The 18142-nt window shown below is 74.8% G+C and carries 17 protein-coding genes; 7 read left to right on the top strand and 10 right to left on the bottom strand.

Going from position 1 to position 18142, the window contains the following annotated elements; genetic code table 11:
- Positions 1–209 precede the first annotated feature (209 nt).
- Positions 210–1145 carry a metallophosphoesterase family protein gene (locus ACWEO5_RS23105; RefSeq protein ID WP_452164189.1) on the bottom strand — a complete coding sequence of 312 codons (936 nt, stop codon included), beginning with the start codon at positions 1143–1145 and terminating at the stop codon, positions 210–212.
- A 278-nt stretch (positions 1146–1423) separates the two neighbouring features.
- On the opposite strand from ACWEO5_RS23105, the gene ACWEO5_RS23100 reads away from it, so the two are divergent.
- Both ACWEO5_RS23100 and ACWEO5_RS23095 read left to right on the top strand, forming a co-directional pair.
- Positions 1424–2290: a lysozyme gene (locus ACWEO5_RS23100; protein ID WP_452164188.1), complete on the top strand. Its 867-nt coding sequence runs from the start codon at positions 1424–1426 to the stop codon at positions 2288–2290.
- Positions 2291–2521: 231 nt separating this feature from the next.
- Positions 2522–3154 carry a LysE family translocator gene (locus ACWEO5_RS23095; RefSeq protein WP_452164187.1) on the top strand — a complete coding sequence of 211 codons (633 nt, stop codon included), beginning with the start codon at positions 2522–2524 and terminating at the stop codon, positions 3152–3154.
- A gap of 78 nt (positions 3155–3232) precedes the next feature.
- On the opposite strand, the gene ACWEO5_RS23090 is transcribed toward ACWEO5_RS23095, so the two are convergent.
- Both ACWEO5_RS23090 and ACWEO5_RS23085 read right to left on the bottom strand, forming a co-directional pair.
- A complete protein-coding gene (locus ACWEO5_RS23090) occupies positions 3233–3979 on the bottom strand; it encodes a methyltransferase domain-containing protein (RefSeq protein WP_452164186.1) in 747 nt (248 codons plus the stop codon).
- A gap of 87 nt (positions 3980–4066) precedes the next feature.
- The gene (locus tag ACWEO5_RS23085) at positions 4067–5014 is read right to left on the bottom strand and encodes a GNAT family N-acetyltransferase (protein ID WP_452164185.1); all 948 of its coding nucleotides are present in this window, start codon (positions 5012–5014) and stop codon (positions 4067–4069) included.
- Between the two features lie 157 nt (positions 5015–5171).
- On the opposite strand from ACWEO5_RS23085, the gene ACWEO5_RS23080 reads away from it, so the two are divergent.
- The 3 genes from ACWEO5_RS23080 (at position 5172) to ACWEO5_RS23070 (ending at position 7082) form a co-directional block, all read left to right on the top strand.
- A complete protein-coding gene (locus ACWEO5_RS23080) occupies positions 5172–5639 on the top strand; it encodes a hypothetical protein (RefSeq protein WP_452164184.1) in 468 nt (155 codons plus the stop codon).
- Between the two features lie 112 nt (positions 5640–5751).
- Positions 5752–6267 carry a DinB family protein gene (locus ACWEO5_RS23075; protein WP_452164183.1) on the top strand — a complete coding sequence of 172 codons (516 nt, stop codon included), beginning with the start codon at positions 5752–5754 and terminating at the stop codon, positions 6265–6267.
- A gap of 56 nt (positions 6268–6323) precedes the next feature.
- Positions 6324–7082, top strand: a complete 759-nt coding sequence (locus ACWEO5_RS23070; RefSeq protein ID WP_452164182.1) for a hypothetical protein — start codon at positions 6324–6326, stop codon at positions 7080–7082.
- Positions 7083–7334: 252 nt separating this feature from the next.
- On the opposite strand, the gene ACWEO5_RS23065 is transcribed toward ACWEO5_RS23070, so the two are convergent.
- Positions 7335–8528, bottom strand: a complete 1194-nt coding sequence (locus ACWEO5_RS23065) for a damage-control phosphatase ARMT1 family protein (RefSeq protein WP_452164181.1) — start codon at positions 8526–8528, stop codon at positions 7335–7337.
- 107 nt (positions 8529–8635) lie between these two features.
- Between ACWEO5_RS23065 and ACWEO5_RS23060 the strand changes: the two genes are divergently transcribed.
- The gene (locus ACWEO5_RS23060) at positions 8636–9724 is read left to right on the top strand and encodes a hypothetical protein (protein WP_452164180.1); all 1089 of its coding nucleotides are present in this window, start codon (positions 8636–8638) and stop codon (positions 9722–9724) included.
- Between the two features lie 5 nt (positions 9725–9729).
- Here ACWEO5_RS23060 and ACWEO5_RS23055 read toward each other — a convergent pair whose 3' ends face one another.
- From ACWEO5_RS23055 to ACWEO5_RS23045, 3 genes are all read right to left on the bottom strand, one after another.
- On the bottom strand, positions 9730–10620 hold the full coding sequence (locus ACWEO5_RS23055; protein WP_452164179.1) for a Gfo/Idh/MocA family protein: 891 nt from the start codon (positions 10618–10620) through the stop codon (positions 9730–9732).
- A 68-nt stretch (positions 10621–10688) separates the two neighbouring features.
- Positions 10689–11366, bottom strand: coding sequence for an O-methyltransferase (locus ACWEO5_RS23050; RefSeq protein ID WP_344556324.1), 678 nt, complete (start codon positions 11364–11366; stop codon positions 10689–10691).
- A 123-nt stretch (positions 11367–11489) separates the two neighbouring features.
- Complete coding sequence (locus ACWEO5_RS23045; protein WP_344556322.1) at positions 11490–12164, bottom strand: DedA family protein; 675 nt, start codon at positions 12162–12164, stop codon at positions 11490–11492.
- 360 nt (positions 12165–12524) lie between these two features.
- Between ACWEO5_RS23045 and ACWEO5_RS23040 the strand changes: the two genes are divergently transcribed.
- Entirely contained in the window at positions 12525–13463 is a 939-nt protein-coding gene (locus ACWEO5_RS23040) for an aldo/keto reductase (protein WP_452164178.1), read from the top strand.
- A gap of 6 nt (positions 13464–13469) precedes the next feature.
- Here the strand turns inward: ACWEO5_RS23040 and ACWEO5_RS23035 are convergent, their stop codons facing one another.
- The 3 genes from ACWEO5_RS23035 to ACWEO5_RS23025 form a co-directional block, all read right to left on the bottom strand.
- Positions 13470–14489: an ADP-ribosylglycohydrolase family protein gene (locus tag ACWEO5_RS23035; RefSeq protein ID WP_452164177.1), complete on the bottom strand. Its 1020-nt coding sequence runs from the start codon at positions 14487–14489 to the stop codon at positions 13470–13472.
- 35 nt (positions 14490–14524) lie between these two features.
- A complete protein-coding gene (locus ACWEO5_RS23030; protein ID WP_452164176.1) occupies positions 14525–15352 on the bottom strand; it encodes an alpha/beta fold hydrolase in 828 nt (275 codons plus the stop codon).
- Between the two features lie 232 nt (positions 15353–15584).
- A complete protein-coding gene (locus ACWEO5_RS23025; protein ID WP_452164175.1) occupies positions 15585–17996 on the bottom strand; it encodes a glycoside hydrolase family 2 protein in 2412 nt (803 codons plus the stop codon).
- Positions 17997–18142 lie beyond the last annotated feature (146 nt).

Here is an 18142-nt window from a genome sequence, read left to right as displayed (position 1 = left end):
CCTGGGCCTGCACCCCGGCGAGCCGCCGGACGACGGCGACCGGACCGTCCGCCGCCCGCCCCGCGCCCAGGTGCTGCCGGCGCAGCCGCCACTCCAGCACCTGCGCCGTCGTCAGTTCGGTGCGGCCCAAGACCCGCCCCCTCCGTGCGATCACCCGTACGGTTGCGAGGCTAGCGGCCGGCACCGACGACGGGCCTCCGGACGGGCCGTCAGGCGGGCTTGGCGCCGGACGTCGAACCGGGCTTCGAACCGGACGTCGAGCCGGGCTTCGCGTCGGCGGGCGACGGTGGCGGGACCGGCTGTTCGGCCGGGCCGGGATAGGGCAGGACCTGGCGGAGCAGTCCGCGCGGGTGGCCGCGGCGGCGCCACTCGCGGGGGTAGCCGAGCGAGACCTCCTCGAAGCGGACGCCGTCGTACCAGGTGGTGCGGGGGATGTGCAGGTGGCCGTAGACCACGGCGGCGACGTTGAAGCGGCGGTGCCAGTCGGCGGTGAGTTCGGTGCCGCACCACTGGGCGAAGTCGGGGTAGCGCAGGACGTCGGTGGGGCGGCGGTCGAGCGGCCAGTGGCTCGCCAGGACCAGCGGCAGTCCGGGATCGTGCGCGGCGAGCGCCCGCTCGGTGGCGGCGACGCGCTCGCGGCACCAGTCGTCGACGGCGGGGTGCGGGGCGGGGTCGATCCGGTACTCGTCGGTGCAGACCACGCCGTTCTCGTGGGCGCGGGCGAGCGACTGCTGCTTGTCGGTGACGCCGGGCACCCGCCAGCTGTAGTCGTAGAGGGCGAACACGGGGGCGACGGCGTACGGGCCGTCGGGGCCGTGCCAGACGGGGTACGGGTCCTCGGGGGTGGCGACGCCGAGGGCGCGGCAGCGTTCGACCAGCAGGCGGTAGCGTGCAGGGGCGGCGAGTTCGGACTGCTCGTCGGCGGTGCTCCACAGTTCGTGGTTGCCGGGGGTCCAGAGGACCTTGGCGAAGCGGCCGGTGAGAAAGCGCAGGGTGGCTTCGACGTCCCGGACGCGCTCGGCGACGTCGCCCGCGACGATCAGCCAGTCGTCGGGGCCGGTCGGGCGGAGGGCGTCCAGCGTGGAGCGGTTCTCGGTGATGCCGACGTGCAGGTCGCTCACCGCGAGCAGGCGTCCGTCCGGCACCGCTCCCCCATCGTTCGTCTCGGTCCGGTCGTCCCGGCAGCGGGACGCGCGTTGACACGCTACCTCCGGCGCGGCCGGGTGCGCCAGCACGCTTCCCTCCTGTCACTCCGTCAACATCCGGCGGAACGACGGGTGTTCATTTGTCACACCTATGGCTGTTCGCTCTACATACATTCATTCGATATGTGGTTTCAACACTCTGTTGACTGACGGGGCCATGACTATATCTTCTCCGCATGCGGCCGACCGGGCCGCTGCCACCGGATCGAGGAGTCGTCATGCCCGTCTCCGGCACCATCCGCACTCTCCGCCGCGCCGCCACCGCAGCCGCCACCGCGGCCCTGCTGCTCGGCACCGCCGCCGTCGCCACCACCCCCGCCCAGGCCGCCCAGCCGGGCGTCCCGGCCGGCTTCCACCCCGAGCAGGACCACGCCGGCTCGACCGTCGCCGCCCACGAGGGCCGCGGCACCGGCGACCCAGCCGACACCGCGAGCACCTTCGCAGCTCTGGCCGCCACCACCCAGACCAAGGGGATGGACGTCTCCAGCTACCAGGGCAACGTCGCCTGGAGCACCGCCTACGCCAACGGCGCCCGGTTCGCCTACGTCAAGGCCACCGAGGGCACCACCTACACGAACGCGTACTTCGCCCAGCAGTACAACGGCTCCTACAACGTCGGAATGATCCGCGGCGCCTACCACTTCGCGCTGCCGAACGTCTCCAGCGGCGCCACCCAGGCCGCGTACTTCGTCGCCCACGGCGGCGGCTGGTCCAAGGACGGCAAGACCCTGCCGCCCGCCCTGGACATCGAGTACAACCCGTACGGCGCGACCTGCTACGGCCTGAGCCAGGCCGGGATGGTCAGCTGGATCCGCGACTTCTCCAACACCGTGCACACCAAGACCGGCCGGTACCCGGTGATCTACACCACCACCAACTGGTGGAGCACCTGCACCGGCAACAACGGCTCCTTCGCCACCACCAACCCGCTCTGGATAGCCCGCTACTCCACCGCCGTCGGCACCCTGCCGGCCGGCTGGTCCTACCAGACCATCTGGCAGTACGCCGACTCCGGCACGCTGCCCGGCGACCAGGACTACTTCAACGGCGCGCTCGACCGCGTCCAGGCGCTCGCCAACGGCTGACGCCCCGCACGCACCGACCGCACCACCACACCACCGCACCACCGCACCGCCGCACCGCGACCCGCGACCCGCGACCCGCCCACGGCCGGAACACGCCCCGCACCGGCCGCGGGCGGGCCCGGCGGCGACCGGGCCCCGGCTGCAGGCGGGCCCGACGGCGGCTGGCCGAAAGCGCTCCCCGGACCGCGCCGGTGCTTGTCCGAACCACTCCGCCCGCGCGAGCATCGGGCCGTGCCCGTGGATCCGCACCTCTTCGCCCTCTTCCTGGCCACCACCTTCGTCGCGATGATCAGCCCGGGTCCCGACATGCTATTCGTCCTCGGCTGCGGGATCCGCGGCGGCCCGCGCGCCGGGCTGCTCGCCACCGCCGGGGTCGCGAGCAGCGAGATCGTGCACATCACGCTCGCGGCCGCGGGCCTGTCCGCGTTCTTCGCCGCCGCGCCGACCGCGTTCACCGCGCTGCGCCTGGCGGGTGCCGGCTACCTCGTGCACCTCGGCGTGCAGGCCGTCCGCCACCGCGGCGAGGGGCTGACCGCCACCGACCCGGGCACGGGCGCGCTCTCCGGCCGGAGCGCGTTCTTCCGCGGGCTGCTGACCAACCTGGTGAACCCGAAGATGGTCACCTTCACGATCGCCTTCCTCCCGCAGTTCGTCGACCCCGGACTCGGCCGCGTCTGGCTGCAGTTCGTGCTCCTCGGCGCGGTCTTCGTCGGACTGGAGTTCCTGGTGGACGGCACCGTGGGCGTCCTCGCCGGCCGGATCGGCAACTGGCTCGCCCACCGCCGGGCCGCCCGCCGCCGACTCGACGTGGCGACCGGCGGCGTGTTCATCGGACTGGGCGTGCGGCTCGCCGTCGAACGCTGAACGCGGACGCGGACGCGGCGGGCCCGGCGGTGCCGCAGGCCCGGGGGTGCCGCAGGCCCGGCGGTGCCGCGGGGGTGCTCAACTCCGTTGCAGCACCAGGAGGTCCATCCAGCTGACGGCCGGTTCGGCCGGGCGTTCGGCGGCTGCGCGGTGCAGTCGGTCGAGTCCGGCCTGCCAGGCGTCCTCGCTCAGTGCCCGCAGTTTGCTGTCCGCGTCGCGGCGCAGGCCCGCGGCGAACGCGGCCAGTGTCGGCGCGGAGCGCTGCGGCAGGGTGCGCAGGGCGACCCGGGTGAACCCGGCCGCGCTGAACGCCGCCGTGACCCGCCGCACGCTCGGGTAGTCGTCGATCCCGGCGGCGGTCTCGGGGAAGTACCGCACCCGCAGGTCGCGTTCGCACCGGCCGGGGAAAGCGTTGCGGATCAGCACCGGCCCGCCGGGGCGCAGCACCCGGTGCAACTCCCGTGCGGCGGCGTCGAGATCGGTCAGGTGGTGGACGACGGAGCCGAGCCAGGCGGCGTCGGCGGCGGCGTCCGCGACGGGCAGCCGTTCGGCCCGTCCGTCGAGCACCGTGACGCCCTCCCCGGTCGGGATCAACTCCCGCATGGCCGAAGCCGGTTCGATGGCCAGCACGTGCGCGCCGTACCAGTCGCGGAACGCGGTGGCGAAGGCCCCGGTGCCGGCGCCGACGTCGAGCACGGTGGCGCCGGGGCCCGGCGGGAGGTGCTCGGCGATCGCCTCCCGCCAGGCGTCCAGGCCCTCACGGGGCACTTCCCGGGCGGCCCGGTAGTCGGCGGCGGTGCGGGCGTCGTAGACGGTGTCGGCCACGGGTGGTGCTCACTTCCGGTACGGGAGGGGCGGGAGGCGGGGGCGGGTCCCGGCCGGGCGCGGACTCCGGCCGGGCGCGGACTCCGGTCAGGCGGTGGGCAGTTCGAGCGCCCAGGTGTCGACGGCGAACTGGAGCTCCATGCCGTGCCCGAGGTAGAGCGCCATCGCGCCGGTGGCGTTGCCGGTGTCGACGCCCAGCGCGGCGGTCGGCAGGCCCCGGACGGCGGCGTCGGCGAAGAAGTGCCGCAGCAGGTAGCCGCCGATGCCGCGGCCGCGGGCCGCGGGCAGCACGCCGAGGTTGTAGGCCCAGGCGGTGGCGGGCGGGCGCAGGCCGGTGCGCAGCACCGCGACGTCCCCGTGGCCGTCCAGGGCGGCGATCCACACCCGGGACCAGTCGACGTCCTCGGCGCCGATGTCCCGCAGCCACTGCGGGTAGTCGCGGGCCCTGAAGTCGTAGTGCGCGGCGAAGGTCTGCTGGACCAGCCGATGCGCGGCCCGCCGGTCGGCCTCCCGGGCGCAGTCGCGCAGCCGGACTCCGGCCGGGGGCGCGGGCGGCGGGTCGGTGCGCGGGGAGACCTCGCGGCGCAGGGCGTGGTGGCGGCGGACGTGCTGCCAGCCGCGGGCGCGCAGCGCGTCGGTGTCGGTGGTGGGTTCGGTGTTGAGCAGCAGGTGCAGCACGGCGCGCTCGGCGCCGTTGCGGCGGGCGAGGGCGACGGCGCGGGCCTCCATCAGGTCGAACAGGTGGAGCCCGCCCGCGAGTTGGTCGGGCAGCAGGTACTGGTCGAGGTCGATCCGCTCGGCGCCGGAGCGGTCGCGGACCAGCCCGTAGCCGACCAACTGCCCGTCGGTGTCGTGCAGGAGCCAGCTGTCGCGGGCCAAGTCCAGTTCGGGGTGCGCGAGTTCGCGTTCGACCTCGGCCAGGTCGGTGCCCGGCTGGCCGGTCTCGATCTCGTCGACCCGGTTGAGCAGCGCGCAGACCGCCGCCGCGTCCGCGCCCGTCGCGGGCCGCACCGTCATTCCGTCCGGCAGCGCCATCGCCGCTCCCCCTCCGTCGCCCGGCGCCGTCGCGCCTGCGGCCTTTCTACCGTCCGCCCCCGGCCGCCCCAAGTGCTTTTCCGCCGCCGGGCGGCCGACCCGACCGGTCCGACCCGCCCCCGAGCAGATCGCCGCCCGCACCGACGGGGAGGACCAGGTGCGGCTGCCCGGCGAGATCCTGATCCAACTGGGCTGCCACGCCGCACAGTTGCTGGAATTCGCCCCCGAGCCGCGGACCCCGACCCCGACCGAGCAGGCCCCCGCACCCGCACCCGCACCCGGTTACACCCCGACCGAGCAGGCGTACCTCCCGTCCCCCGCCGCCCACCGCCCGTCCACCGCCGTCGCGGGCCTGGGCATCGGCCCGGCCCTCGTCCCGGCGCTCTCCTGCGCGGCCGCGACGGCCGTCCCCCGACTGGCCGGCGGGGCCGCGGGCGCCCTGGCCACCGCCCGGTTCACGGGCCAGGCCGTCGGCACCTCGGTCCTGCACGGCACCGCCGACACCCCGCCCTGGTGGGCGGTCGGCTGCCTGCTGCCGGCCGCCCTGCTCGCGGGCGCGAAGCTGCCCTCCCGACCGCTGCTCCCGCAGGACGCGGACCCGGCGCCGCCCGTCGTACCGCACTGACCGGCCCGGCGCCCCGGCGGCCCGGCGCCCCGGCAACCCGACAGCCCGGCACACCGGCGCCCCGGCGGAAAACCCGTCGCGGCCGCGCCGGGAATGTTGCAGAATGCCCGCGATGACCGAGCGAACCGATACGCCGCCCTCCTGGGACGAGCGCACCCAGCTGACCACCTTCCTCGACTACGCCCGGGCCACCGCGCGGGCCAAGTGCGAGGGCCTCTCCGCCGAGGACGCCCGCCGGGCGCCGCTGCCCGGCTCCCCGCTGATGACGGCCTGCGGGCTGATCAGCCACCTGCGCTGGGTCGAGCACTACTGGCTGGACGTGGTCCTCCTCGGCGGCCCGCTCGAAGGCCCGCTGGCGGACGCCACCGACGAGGACCCGGACCCGGAGATGCGCACCGCGGTCGACGTCCCGCTGCCGCGACTGCTCGACGAGTACGAGGAGCAGAGCGTCCGGCTCCGGGAGCTCGTCGCCGCGCACGACCTGGACACCCCGGCCGAGCAGTCGATCCGCGACGGCCTCCGCCCCGACCTGCGGTGGATCCTGCTGCACCTGATCGAGGAGACCTCCCGGCACAACGGCCACCTCGACGTCCTGCGCGAACTCCTCGACGGCCGCACCGGCCGGTAGCACCCCGGCGCGCCCCCGGCGGCACGCCGTCCGCCGGGGGTGACTACGCTCCGGGCGTGATCACACCGTCCAACCCGCACCTCGCCCAGCTCCTCGACTGCTTCGACGGCCAGGCGCCCGACCCGATGGACCTGTTCATCGCGCTGTTCGACGGCGGGCTGTACGTCCCGGTCTCCGCGCCCGGGGTGGTGATCACCGGCCGCGACCCGGAGGGCGGACGGGTGCTGCTCGGGTTCGCCGACCCCCGGCTCGCCCGGGGCCTCCCGGAAGCCGTCGGCGCCGCGTACTACGACGCGGCCCAGCTGATGGACCTGCTGGAGGGCAGCGGGGCGGTGCGGCTGGTGCTCCGGTCCCCGCAGGGCGAGTGGAAGCTGCCCCGGGCCGTCCTGGACGCCTGGGCGCGCGACTTCCCGGGCGACCGGCTGCGGCTCGACCCGCCGACCGGCCCGGACGCGGCGGCCCTGCACGAGGCGCTGGCCCGGCGGATGAGCGCCTTCCCGGCGGTCCGCACCGCCTGGCTGTCCCGCGCCTGCTGGCCGGACTCCCCCGACCCCCAACTCCTGCTGCACGTCGCCGTGGACGAGGACCCGCCCGGCCCGGCCGCCAACCACCTGCTGCGGGCGCTGCTCCGCGAACCGGCCCTGCGCCACCTGGCGTACCCGGAGGTCGCCGTCGTCCCGCTGCACCCCGTCGCGCACGCGGACACCGTCGCCGACCTGGATCGCCGCGGCCTGCCCGTGATCCGCCGCGACGCCCTCCCCGCCCCGGCACCCGCCGCCCCGCAGCCGAAGCGCCGCTGGTTCAAGCTTTCCTGACGAGTCGTCAATCATGTGTAGGTAAAAGCGAGTTGACTGCACAGGACGTCGAACTCACCGCCCGACTGCCCCCGCTCGCCCACCGGCCCGTCGGATCGCCGAACGCGAACCCGAACTCGAACTCGAACTCGACGGCCACCGAAGCCTGTTGACCGGCTCGACGGGCTACGGGACGGCACTCCGACCCGGCGGGAGAGGACTCCCGGCCCGCCCGGTCCCGGCCGGAGTTTCGGCCACGAGCGGGGCGGCGGGCTACCCGTGGACCTGGATCAGGGCGTGCCGGCCGCTGGTGCGCCAGGGGGTGCCGGTGGCGTCGAGGCGGGAGACGGTGTCGGGGGCGAGGCCGACGGCGACGTCCGACTTGAGGGTGCGCAGGGCCGCGACGGGGGTGGGGAAGTAGCCGGTGAGCGCGGCGAAGGTGGTGGTCGGCGGCCAGTGCCGGTCGCCCACCAGGCGGCGGTAGTTGAGGTCGCCCTTGAGCACGGTGAGGGTGGCTCCGGCGAGTTCGGCGCGCAGGTCGGCGGGCATCGCGTCGTACGGCAGCGGGGCGCAGAAGAACGGGTGGGTGCGGACCGCCAGCGTGCCCTCCCCCATCGCCCGCCACAGCCGTTCGCCGATCGCGGCGGCGGCCTTCCCGGGGGCGGTGCGCAGCCGGGTGAGGGTGGCGAGGGTGTCGGCGGTGGTGGCGTCGGAGAGGAAGTAGGGGTGCGGCTTGACGTACAGCACGGCCTGCCCGGCCAGGCCGCTGGTCAGCAGGTGGTCGATCAGGACCAGGTCGGGCAGCAGTTCGCGGCCGGCGTTGTCCGCGACGACGCCGACCCGGCCGCCCCGGCCGCGTTCCAGCACGGCCCACAGCCGGGCGCTGTCGTCGGCGACCAGGCCGGACTCCGCGCTGCCGTCCGGCGCGGTGAGCCGGAAGCTCAGGTCGGCGCGGTTGCCCCAGAGCGCGGCGGACAGCAGCGCGTCCCGCCCCGACTCGGCTTCCAGCGCGGCGAGTTCGGCGTCGACGGCCGGTCCGGCGAGTTCGGCGGCCTTGAACGGGGCGAACGGGTCGACGCCCTGCCAGGCGCCGGGCCGGAACCAGCCGGTGGCTTCCAGCAGCAGCCGGTAGAACCAGCTCTCCGCCCACAGGAACGGCGCCTCGTCCCAGCGCCGCCCCCACTGCCCCGCGCCCCAGGCCCGCCACCGCGCGCCGTCCGGGGTGTCCGCGTCCGGCGGCTCCAGCACCCCGCCGCCGGTGCTGCGGGCGAGCAGTTCCGTCAGCGCCGCGCGCTGCCGGGGGCCGTAGGGCAGCGCGTCCAGCACCTGGCCGATCAGCACGGGGTGGCGTTCCCGGAAGACGGCCCGGGGGAAGGAGCCGGGGACGTCGATGCGGATCTCGGGCGCGTCGGGGAGTTCGGGAAGGTCGGGGGCGTCGGACGCGTCGGGCGCGGGGGTGTGCGGCACGGGTGTCGGCTCGGCTCTCTGCTCGGCGGTTCGGTCTTCCTGTTCCGATGCTTTCACGGGGGTGTCCCCCGGTCGGTGCGCGCCCGGCGGCACGTCACAATGACCGCATGCGAGTGATCTCCACGGTGGCCGGGGCCGCCCTGCTGCTGGCGACGGCGGCCAGCATCCTGCGGACCCTGGTGGTGCCGCGCGGGTTGTACTCGGCGCTGGTGATCCGGCTGTGGTCGGTGCTGCGCCGGGTGGTGCGGACGGTCGCGGCGCCGTTCGGCGGCTACCGGGCGATCGACCGGGCGCAGACCTGGCTGGCGCCGCTGATCCTGCTGGGGATGCTGGGCTGCTGGCTGCTGTCCACGCTGTGCGCGTACACGCTGCTGCTGCGCGGGACGTCCGACCTGGCGTGGCGGGTGGCGTTCCGGGAGGCCGGGTCGAGCCTGTTCACGCTGGGTTTCGCCAGCGGCGACCGGCTGCACCTGTCGGTGATCGACTTCCTGGCGGCGGCGAACGGCCCGCTGATCATCGCGCTGCTGATCGCCTACCTGCCGACGCTGTACGGGGCGTACAACCGGCGGGAGCTGGAGGTGACGCTGCTGCAGTCGCGGGCGGGCGAGCCGGCCTGGGGCCCGGAGCTGCTGGCCCGGCAGGCGCTGGTGCGCACCGAGAGCGAGCTGCCGGAGCTGTACCGGGACTGGGAGCGGCTGGCGGCGGACCTCGGCGAGGGGCACTCCAACTACCCGGTGCTGATCTCGTTCCGCTCGCCGCAGCCGTACCGCAGCTGGGTGGTGGGCCTGATCGCGGTGATGGACGCCGCCGCGATGCAGTTGGCGCTGAACCCGCGCTCGGCGCCGCCGGAGGCCCGGCTGCTGCTGCGGGCCGGGTTCACGGCGCTGCGCGACATCGCGACGGCGCTGCGCGTCCCCTTCGAGCCGGACCCGGACCCGGACGGGCCGATCCGGCTGACGTACGCCGAGTTCGACGCGGCGGCGGCGCTGGTGACGGCGGCGGGCATGGGTCCGGAGCGGACGGTCGCCGAGGCGTGGCCGCACTTCCGGGGCTGGCGGGTCAACTACGAGTCGATCGCCTACGAGCTGGCCCGCCGGGCGGACGCCGTCCCGGCGCTGTGGACCGGCCCGCGCGACTTCCCGGCGACGCCGATCCCGCCGCGCCGCCCGGCCGACCGGCGGCCCGCCAACCCCTGAACCGGCTACTTGCCGCCGCGCAGCAGTTGCTCCTCGGCGGCGGCCAGCACCTCGACCACCCGGCGGCCGAAGCGGACGTCGCAGGGGTGCGGGGTGCCGCTCCGCGCGGCGGCGAGCAGGGCGTCCACGGCGTGCCCGAAGGCGTCGGTGGCCTCGGTGTCGCGGTCGGGCAGCGTGGTGACGCCGGCCGTGCCGCGCAGTTCGACGGCGGCGCCGTTCGCGGAGGCGGCGGGCGGGGCGGTCAGGCTGAGCGTGACGGTGCTGGAGGCGCCGCCGCGGTGGCGCAGCACCAGGTGGGTGGTGTCGCCGGGGCCGGGGGCGGCGGTGAGCTGCTCGACGTCGCCGAGGACGGGCAGCAGCACGGACAGGGCGTGCGGGCCGACGTCCCACAGCGCGCCCTTCTGCTGGCGCCAGGGGGAGGCGGCGAACGGGCTGTCGGTGGTGAACACCGAGCCGATCCAGTGGCAGTGGGCGGTGAACCAGCCGCCCGCGGCGGCCTGTTCGGTGATCCAGGCTTCCTGGGTGGGGCCGAAGCGGGTGGTGAAGAAGACCACCGAGGCGACGCCGGAGGCGGCCACCGCGTCCTCGACGGCGCGGGCGGCGTCGACGGTCGCGGCGACCGGCTTGTCCAGCAGCAGGTGCTTGCCGGCCTGGGCGGCCCGGGCCGCGTACTCGGCCTGGACGTCCGGCGGGAGGGCGATGGCGACCGCGTCCACGTCGGCGAGCAGGGCGTCCACCGTCGGGTAGGTGGGGACGCCGTGCACGGCGGCGAGTTCGGCGGCGGCCTCGGGGCGGCGCCCCCAGAGGCCGGCGAAGGTGACGTCGGGGTGGGCGGCCAGGGCGGGGGCGTGCACGAAGCCCGCCCAGGGGCCGGTGCCGAGGAGTCCGATGCGCATGCCGCCCAGTCTTCCACCTCGGCGCCGGCCGCCGGGAGCCCGGGGCCCCCGGCGCGGCCCGCCCGGGCCTACCCCTCCAGGACCCTGATCAGGGTGAACCCGTCGTGGCCGCGGCTGCCGACGGTCTGCACGGTGGTGGCGTCCAGCCGCTTCTCGGCCGCGATCAGCTCGTGCATCCGCCGCACGCCGAGCACGGCCGGGTCGGTGCTGTCGGTGTCGGCGAGCCGGCCCGCGCGCACCACGTTGTCGACCACGATCACCGCGCCGGGGCTCGCCAGGGCGAGGGCGGCCTCGACGTAGTGCGGGATGTTGGCCTTGTCGGCGTCGACGAAGAAGAAGTCGTACGGTTCGCCGCCCTGCTCGACCAGTTGCGCCAGGGTGTCCCGGGCCGGGCCGAGGCGGACCTCGACGCGGTCGGCGAGGCCGGCCCGCTCCAGGTTGGCGGTGGCGACGGCGGCGTGCGCCGGGTCGATCTCCAGGGTGGTCAGGGTGCCGCCGTCGGGCAGCGCGCGGGCCAGCCAGATGGTGCTGTAGCCGGCCAGCGTGCCGATCTCCAGGATCCGCCGGGCGCCCCGGATCCGGGCCAGCAGGTGCAGCAGCTTGCCCTGGTTGGCGGCCACCGCGATCGGCGGCAGCCCGGCCGCGTCGGCGGCCTCCGTCGCGGCCTCCAGGTCCGGGTCCGGGCCGATCAGCAGCGCCTCGGCGTACTCGTCCACCGCGCTCCACAGCTGCGGGTCGTTCTGCATGGTTCTCCCCACTCCGCGATCACTTCGGATCTGCCGAACCTACCCGCCCGCGCCCCCGGACACGCCGGGGCCGCCGCGACCCGGTCGGGGTCGCGGCGGTCCCGGGCGGGCGGCGGCGCGGGGTCAGTCGACGGTCTCCGCGAAGGTCTCGGCGAGCGGTTCGCCGCTCTTGCCGCCGGACTGCTCCGGGTGCGCGGCCCGGGACTTCTTGGCCTTCCGCTTGAGGAACAGCGCCGACCCGGCGCCGAACAGCACGGCCGCGCCGAGCCCGATGTACGAGGCGCCCTGGAGGTACTTCTCGGCGACCTTGCCGACCTGGTAGACCAGCAGCGTGGTGCCGCCCGCCCAGACCACGCCGCCGAGCACGTTGGCGATCAGGAACTTCCAGTACGGCATCCGCAGGGTGCCGGCCAGCGGGCCCGCGAAGATCCGCAGCAGGGCGACGAAGCGGCCGAAGAAGACGGCCCACATGCCCCAGCGCTGGAACTGCCGCTCGGCGGTGGCCAGGTGGTCGGGCCCGAAGTGCTTGGGGAACTTCCGGCCGAGCTTCTCGAACAGCGGTCTGCCGCCCTTGTGCCCGATCGCGTAGCCGATCGAGTCGCCGATGATCGCGCCGGCGATCGCGCAGAGCGCCACGCCCCACGGACTGACGGTGCCCTTGGCGGCCAGCAGTGCGGCGGTGACCAGGGCGATCTCGCCGGGCAGCGGGATGCCCAGGCTCTCCAGTCCGATGATCAGACCGATGATGACGTACACCAGGGTCGGTGAGACGTCGTTGATCCATTGGTCGACGTGCAAGGCGGAGTACCTCCGTCTGGGCAGGACAAGGCCGTCGACACGTCGCACGGCACACAGGAAAATTTCAGTAAAGAAGCAGCCGGGTCAGCCTAGCCGCTCCCGACCGCCCTGCCGAGCGCCTTCTCCCCCGGTGCCGACGGCCGCCCCGGGCGCCTGCCGCACACCGGGTCCAACGCGGCGCGCCGGGTGGTTCGTTCCCGTTCCGGATGTGAGATCGCTCAAGGTCCGCGGCCCTGTTCGGGGCCCCCTCCGCACACCCATACTCCGTCCCCTGACGCACCGACAGCGGACCCACCAGCAGGCCCACCAGCTGATCCACCAGCGGGCCCACCAGCTGATCCACCACAGGGGGAGAACACCATGACCGCACCCGCCTCGGCGGCCGGCACCTGGCAGCTCGGCGACCTGACCGTCAACCGGCTCGGGTACGGCGCGATGCGCCTGACCGGCAACGGCATGCACGGCAGCTCCGACCGCGCCCCGCTCGACCGCGCGGCCGCCCTCCGGCTGCTGCGCACCGCGTTCGAGCACGGCGTCGACCACGTCGACACCGCCTCGTTCTACTTCTCGCCGCTGCGCTCCGCCAACGAACTGATCGGCCGGACGCTGGCCGACCGAAACGGCCGGCACGTCACCGTCGCCACCAAGGTCGGGCCCGGCCGCACCCCCGACGGCGCCTGGTACGCCATGGCCCGGCCCGAGCAGCTGCGCGCCCAGGTGGAGGAGAACCTGCGCCAGCTCGGCACCGACCACCTCGACCTGGTCAACCTGCGCCGCAACGGGCCGGACGTGGAGGACGTCACCGAGCACTTCGGCGCCCTCGCCGAACTCCGCCGGGCCGGGCTGATCCGGCACCTGGGCCTGTCCAACGCCCGCCCCGAACACCTCCACCAGGCCCGGGCGATCGCGCCCGTGGTGTGCGTGCAGAACTCCTACGGCCTGGACCGCCGCCTCGCCGACGAGAACGGCCTGCTGGAGCTGTGCCGCGAGCTCGGCATCGCCTTCGTCCCGTTCTTCGCCGTCTCCGGCCCGGCCCGGGAGGCCGCGCCCGGCCCCGAGCGGGACGCCCGGGTGCACGCCGTCGCCGCCGCGCACGGCGCCACCCCCGCCCAGGTCCGGCTCGCCTGGACGCTGCACCGCGGCCCGCACGTGCTGGCCATCCCCGGCACCACGGACCCGGCCCACCTGGCCGAGAACCTGGACGCCGGGGCGCTGCGCCTGACCCCCGCCGAACTCGCCCTGCTGGACGCCCCGGCCGAAGCACCAGCCGGAGCACCGCAGGACGCCCCCGCCGGGTGAGGCCCGCTACTCCCCCGCCGACCCCGCCGACCCCGCCGATCCCGCCGATCCCGCCGACCCCGCCGGCCCCTCCGGCCGCTCCTGCCCCTCCGGCAGCGCCGCCCACTCCGGCAGCGCCTCGCGCCGCTCCCGCCAGGCCGCCGGGACCCCGGCCGTCCCGCTGCCGGCGGCGATCACGCCGCCGGTGATCGCGCAGGTGGTGTCGACGTCGCCGAGGCCCTCGGCGGCGGTCCACAGCCCCTCGGCCAGGTCCTCCAGGTGGTGGGCGGCCGACCAGAGCGCGAACGGGACGGTGTCGGCGGCGCTGATCAGCCGCCCGTTGCCGAGCAGTTCGGCGGCCCGTCCCGGGTCCGTCTCCGGGGGCAGTTCGACGGCGGCCCGGAGGCCCGTCCGGACCGCCCCGGCGGGGGTGAGGTCGGCGACCTCGCGCAGCAGCGACTCCCCGTACGGCGCGCCGTCCGGGGTCCGCCCCCGGGCCGCCAGCGCGGCGGCCACCGCGACGGCCACCGCCCCGGCGACGCCCTCGGGGTGGGTGTGGGTGACCTCGGCGGAGTACTCGGCCTGCTCGGCGACCTCGTCCAGGTCCGCCGCGAACCAGGCGCCGAGCGGGGCGACCCGCATCGCGGCGCCGTTGCCGAGGCTGCCCTGTCCGTCGAACAGCACCCTGGCCTCGGCCTGCCAGCGCTCCGGGTGCTCGGCGAGGACGGGCAGCAGCTTGGTCATCCCGTAGCCGTAGCGGCGGGCCGGGTCGGCCAGGTAGGTGGCGCCGAACATCGCGGCCAGCTGGGTGCGGTTGATCCCGTCCTGGTCGAGCAGCGCCCGGTACACGCACAGGGCCATCGCGGTGTCGTCGGTCCAGTGCCAGCGCGGCTCCTCGGGGGTGCGCCGGGCCCGGATCAGCCCGACCGCCTCGGCGGGCACCCGGGCGGGGCCGAACCAGCGCTGCCCGAAGGCGTCCCCGAGGGCCAGGCCCTCCATCGCGTCCCGGGCGGCCTGCCGGGCGTCGGCGGTGCTGATGGTCGTCATGCGCCCGATCCTGTCAGCACCGCCCGGTGGGGTCGTCAGGACTTGAGGAACTCGATCAGGTCCTGGTTGAACTTCTCCTTGTCGCCGGGCACCAGCGCGATGCCGTGCGAGCCGCCCTCGTAGACCTTGAGGACGGCGCCGGGGACGAGCTTGGCGGTCTTGCGGCCGGTGGCGTCGATCGGGACGACCTGGTCGTCGTCGCCGTGCACGACCAGCAGCGGGACGTCGAACTTCTTCAGGTCCTCGTGGAAGTCGGTGTGCGCGAACGCGTCCACGCAGGCGACGCCGCCCTCGATGGTCTCGGCCATGGCCATGTACCAGAAGGCGTCCTTGTTGCCCTCGGTGACCTTGTTGCCGGGCCGGTTGGCGGAGAAGAAGCCGACCGAGGTGTCCTTCCAGAACTGCGAGCGCTCCTTGAGGATGCCGGCCTTGATGCCGTCGAAGACCTCCTGCGGGACGCCCTCGGGGTTGTCCGGGCCCTGGATCATCAGCGGCGGGATGGCGGAGAGCAGGACCGCGGACTTGATCCGGGAGGTGCCGTGTCGGCCGATGTAGCGGGCGAGTTCGCCGCCGCCCATCGAGTGCGCGACGAGCGTGACGTCGCGCAGGTCGAGGCTGGTGAGCAGGTCGTTCAGGTCGTCGGCGAAGGTGTCGAAGTCGTAGCCGTCGAACACCGGGGTGGAGCGGCCGTGGCCGCGCCGGTCGTGGGCGATGCCGCGGAATCCGGCGTCGGCGACGGCCTTCAGCTGGTCCTGCCAGGCGTCGCCGTTCAGCGGCCAGCCGTGGATGAAGACGACCGGGCGGCCGCTCCCCCAGTCCTTGTAGAAGATCTCGACGCCGTCGCGGGTGGTGCAGTGGGGCATGGGTGTCTGCGTTCCGGGGCCGGGCGGCGGCGGTCGGCCGGGCCCGGCGGGGAAGGGTGGTCGCGGTGCGTCCGTACGGCCGGGCGGCGGGACGGCGGCACCGCGACCGTTCAAGGCACGCCCGTGCTCGGCGCGCACCCGGACCGGGCCCGTACGCGTCCGAGGCCGGGCCCGCCGGTGGGCGGGCCCGGCCTCGGACGTGGCTCTCAACGCGCCGCTACCGCAGGGCCGTTCAGGACGGTTCGACGCAGAAGACGGCCGCCCGGACCTGCTCGACGGTCGGCGTGCCGGTGACGCCGTGCACCCGGATGGTGGTGCGCTCGCCGGGCAGCAGGGTGGTCAGGCCGCGGTCGGCGGCGGCGGCCGGGTCGATCCGGTCGGCCTGCAGCAGCAGGTCGCGGACCAGGGTGCGGGCGGTGACGACCACGTCGAGGGCGCCGTCCCCCGCCTCCTCGACGGCCAGCTCGAACTCCGGGGCCGGGTAGGCGAACGCCTTGTCGGGGACGGGGAAGTGCACGGCGCGCAGGCCGTCCGCGTCGGCGACCAGGTACTCCTTGCCGGAGCCGTCGGTGGGCAGCAGGCCCTCGGGGACGGGCAGCCGGTGGACGGCGCGGGCATCGGCGGTGAGCTCGGCGGTGGTCTCGGCGATCACGTTGCCGTCGGCGTCCAGGCGGCGCAGGCGCAGCGCGGTGGTCCAGGGCTCGGCGGACTGGTTGACCAGGGCGATCCGGGGGGCGCCGTCGCGGTCGGCGGGCTGCAGGGTGAGCAGCCGGTCGGCGTACAGGCGGCGCAGTTCGTGGTGCAGCGGCTTGAGCCGGCCGTCGCCGTCGATCGCGGCCCAGGAGGAGACCGGCCAGCAGTCGTTGATCTGCCAGACGATGGTGCCGGCGCAGTGCGGCCAGTGCGAGCGCCAGTGCTCGATGCCGGTGGCGATGGCGCGGGCCTGGATCAGCTGGGTGAGGTAGTGCCAGCGGTCGAAGTCGTCGGGGCCGGTGGGGAGTTCGAAGTGCCGTTCGACGCCGCGGTTGAGCTTGCCGTTGCCGTCCTCGGCCTTCTGGTGGTGCAGCATGCCGGGCGAGTCGGCGGCGAGTTCCTCGGTCAGCAGGGCGCGGCGCAGGGTGGCGTACGCGGGCGGGGCCTGCCAGCCGAACTCGGAGACGAAGCGCGGGACGCTGGCCCGGTACTCGGCGAAGTCCTGCCGGTTCCACACCTCCCAGGAGTGGTGGGTGCCGTGGTCGACGTCGTTGGGGTGGTGGTCCCAGCTGCCGGACCAGGGGCTGCCGGCCGAGTAGGGGCGGGTGGGGTCGAGTTCGGCGACGATCCGGGGCAGCAGGCCGAGGTAGTAGCCCTCGCCCCAGGAGTCGCCCGTCAGCTCCTCCTCCCAGCCCCAGTCGCGGAAGCCCCAGAGGTTCTCGTTGTTGCCGTTCCACAGCACCAGCGAGGGGTGCGGCATCAGGCGGACCACGTTGTCGCGGGCCTCGGCCTCGATCTCGCCGCGCAGCGGCTGCTCCTCGGGGTAGGCGGAGCAGGCGAACAGGAAGTCCTGCCAGACCAGCAGGCCGAGTTCGTCGCAGGCCTCGTAGAAGCCCTCCTGCTCGTAGATGCCGCCGCCCCAGACCCGGATCAGGTCGATGTTGGCGTCGGCGGCCTGCTGGAGGCGGTGCCGGTAGCGGGCGGGGGTGACCCGGGTGATCAGGGTGTCGTCGGGGATCCAGTTGGCGCCGCGGACGAACAGCGGCTCGCCGTTGACGACCAGGGTGAAGGGGGTGCCGGTGGCGTCGGGGGCGGTGCGCAGTTCGACGGTGCGGAAGCCGATCCGGCGCTGCCAGGTGTCGAGCGGGTCGTCGCCGTCGGCGAGGGTGAGGCCGAGGTCGTAGCGGGGCTGTTCGCCGTAGCCGCGGGGCCACCACAGGGCCACGTCGGCGGCTTCGAGGGTGAGGACGGCGCTGTCGCCGTCGAGGACGGTCTCGGCGAGGGCGCCGGCCACCGAGGCGCGGACGGTGAGCGGGCGGCCGGCGCCGCTCGCGGTGCGCTCGACGGTGACGTGCAGCTCGACCCGGCCGGTGCCGCCGTCGACGGTGACCAGCGGGCGGACCTCGGCGATCCGGGCGGTGGACCAGTGCTCCAGCCGGGCGGGCTTCCAGATGCCCGCGCCGGGCAGGGTCGGGCCCCAGTCCCAGCCGAAGCTGCTGGCCATCTTGCGGATGTACTGGAACGGTTCGGGGTAGACGTTGGGCCGGTCGCCGACCAGGCCGCGGACCCGCTCGGCCTCGGTGTAGGCGCTGGTGAACGCGACCTGCAGCTCGCCGGCCAGGCCGGTGGCGTCGAAGCGGTAGCGGCGGTGCATGTTGCGGGTGGAGCCGAGCTCGCGGCCGCCGAGGGTGATGGTGGCGGCGGTGTCGAGGCCGTCGAAGACCAGGTCGGTGCGCTCGTGGCGGCTGCCGTGGGCGGGCAGTTCCAGCGTGTAGGTCCAGTCGCGGCGGCCGACCCAGGCCACCTCCAGCTCGTTGGCGTCCAGGAACGGGTCGGGGATCAGCCCGGCGTCCAGCAGGTCGGTGTGGACGCAGCCCGGGACGGTCGCGGGCAGCCGGTCCCCTTCGTGGTGCAGGCTCCAGCCCTGGTCGAGCGGGGTGGTGTCCTTCATGCGTGCGGCTCCTTGGTCGTTCGGCCGGACCGGTGGTCGGGTTTGCGGCGCGAGCAGAACCGTAACCCGCCGGAGCGGCCCTGTCTATAAACCGGTTACGTGAATACCTTGATGGGTTTCAGTGATCGTTCTCTCCGGCGCCAACT

The organism is Kitasatospora sp. NPDC004272, assembly GCF_053603035.1.
The sequence above is the reverse complement of the archived record's forward strand: the minus strand, read 5'-3'. Positions and strand labels throughout refer to the sequence as shown.

Coding starts and splice junctions, on each gene's coding strand:
- ACWEO5_RS23100 (WP_452164188.1), top strand. CDS start 1,424: ATGCCCGTCTCCGGCACCATCCGCACTCTCCGCCGCGCCGCCACCGCA.
- ACWEO5_RS23085 (WP_452164185.1), bottom strand. CDS start 5,014: ATGGCGCTGCCGGACGGAATGACGGTGCGGCCCGCGACGGGCGCGGAC.
- ACWEO5_RS23075 (WP_452164183.1), top strand. CDS start 5,752: ATGACCGAGCGAACCGATACGCCGCCCTCCTGGGACGAGCGCACCCAG.
- ACWEO5_RS23060 (WP_452164180.1), top strand. CDS start 8,636: ATGCGAGTGATCTCCACGGTGGCCGGGGCCGCCCTGCTGCTGGCGACG.
- ACWEO5_RS23055 (WP_452164179.1), bottom strand. CDS start 10,620: ATGCGCATCGGACTCCTCGGCACCGGCCCCTGGGCGGGCTTCGTGCAC.
- ACWEO5_RS23050 (WP_344556324.1), bottom strand. CDS start 11,366: ATGCAGAACGACCCGCAGCTGTGGAGCGCGGTGGACGAGTACGCCGAG.
- ACWEO5_RS23040 (WP_452164178.1), top strand. CDS start 12,525: ATGACCGCACCCGCCTCGGCGGCCGGCACCTGGCAGCTCGGCGACCTG.
- ACWEO5_RS23035 (WP_452164177.1), bottom strand. CDS start 14,489: ATGACGACCATCAGCACCGCCGACGCCCGGCAGGCCGCCCGGGACGCG.
- ACWEO5_RS23030 (WP_452164176.1), bottom strand. CDS start 15,352: ATGCCCCACTGCACCACCCGCGACGGCGTCGAGATCTTCTACAAGGAC.
- ACWEO5_RS23025 (WP_452164175.1), bottom strand. CDS start 17,996: ATGAAGGACACCACCCCGCTCGACCAGGGCTGGAGCCTGCACCACGAA.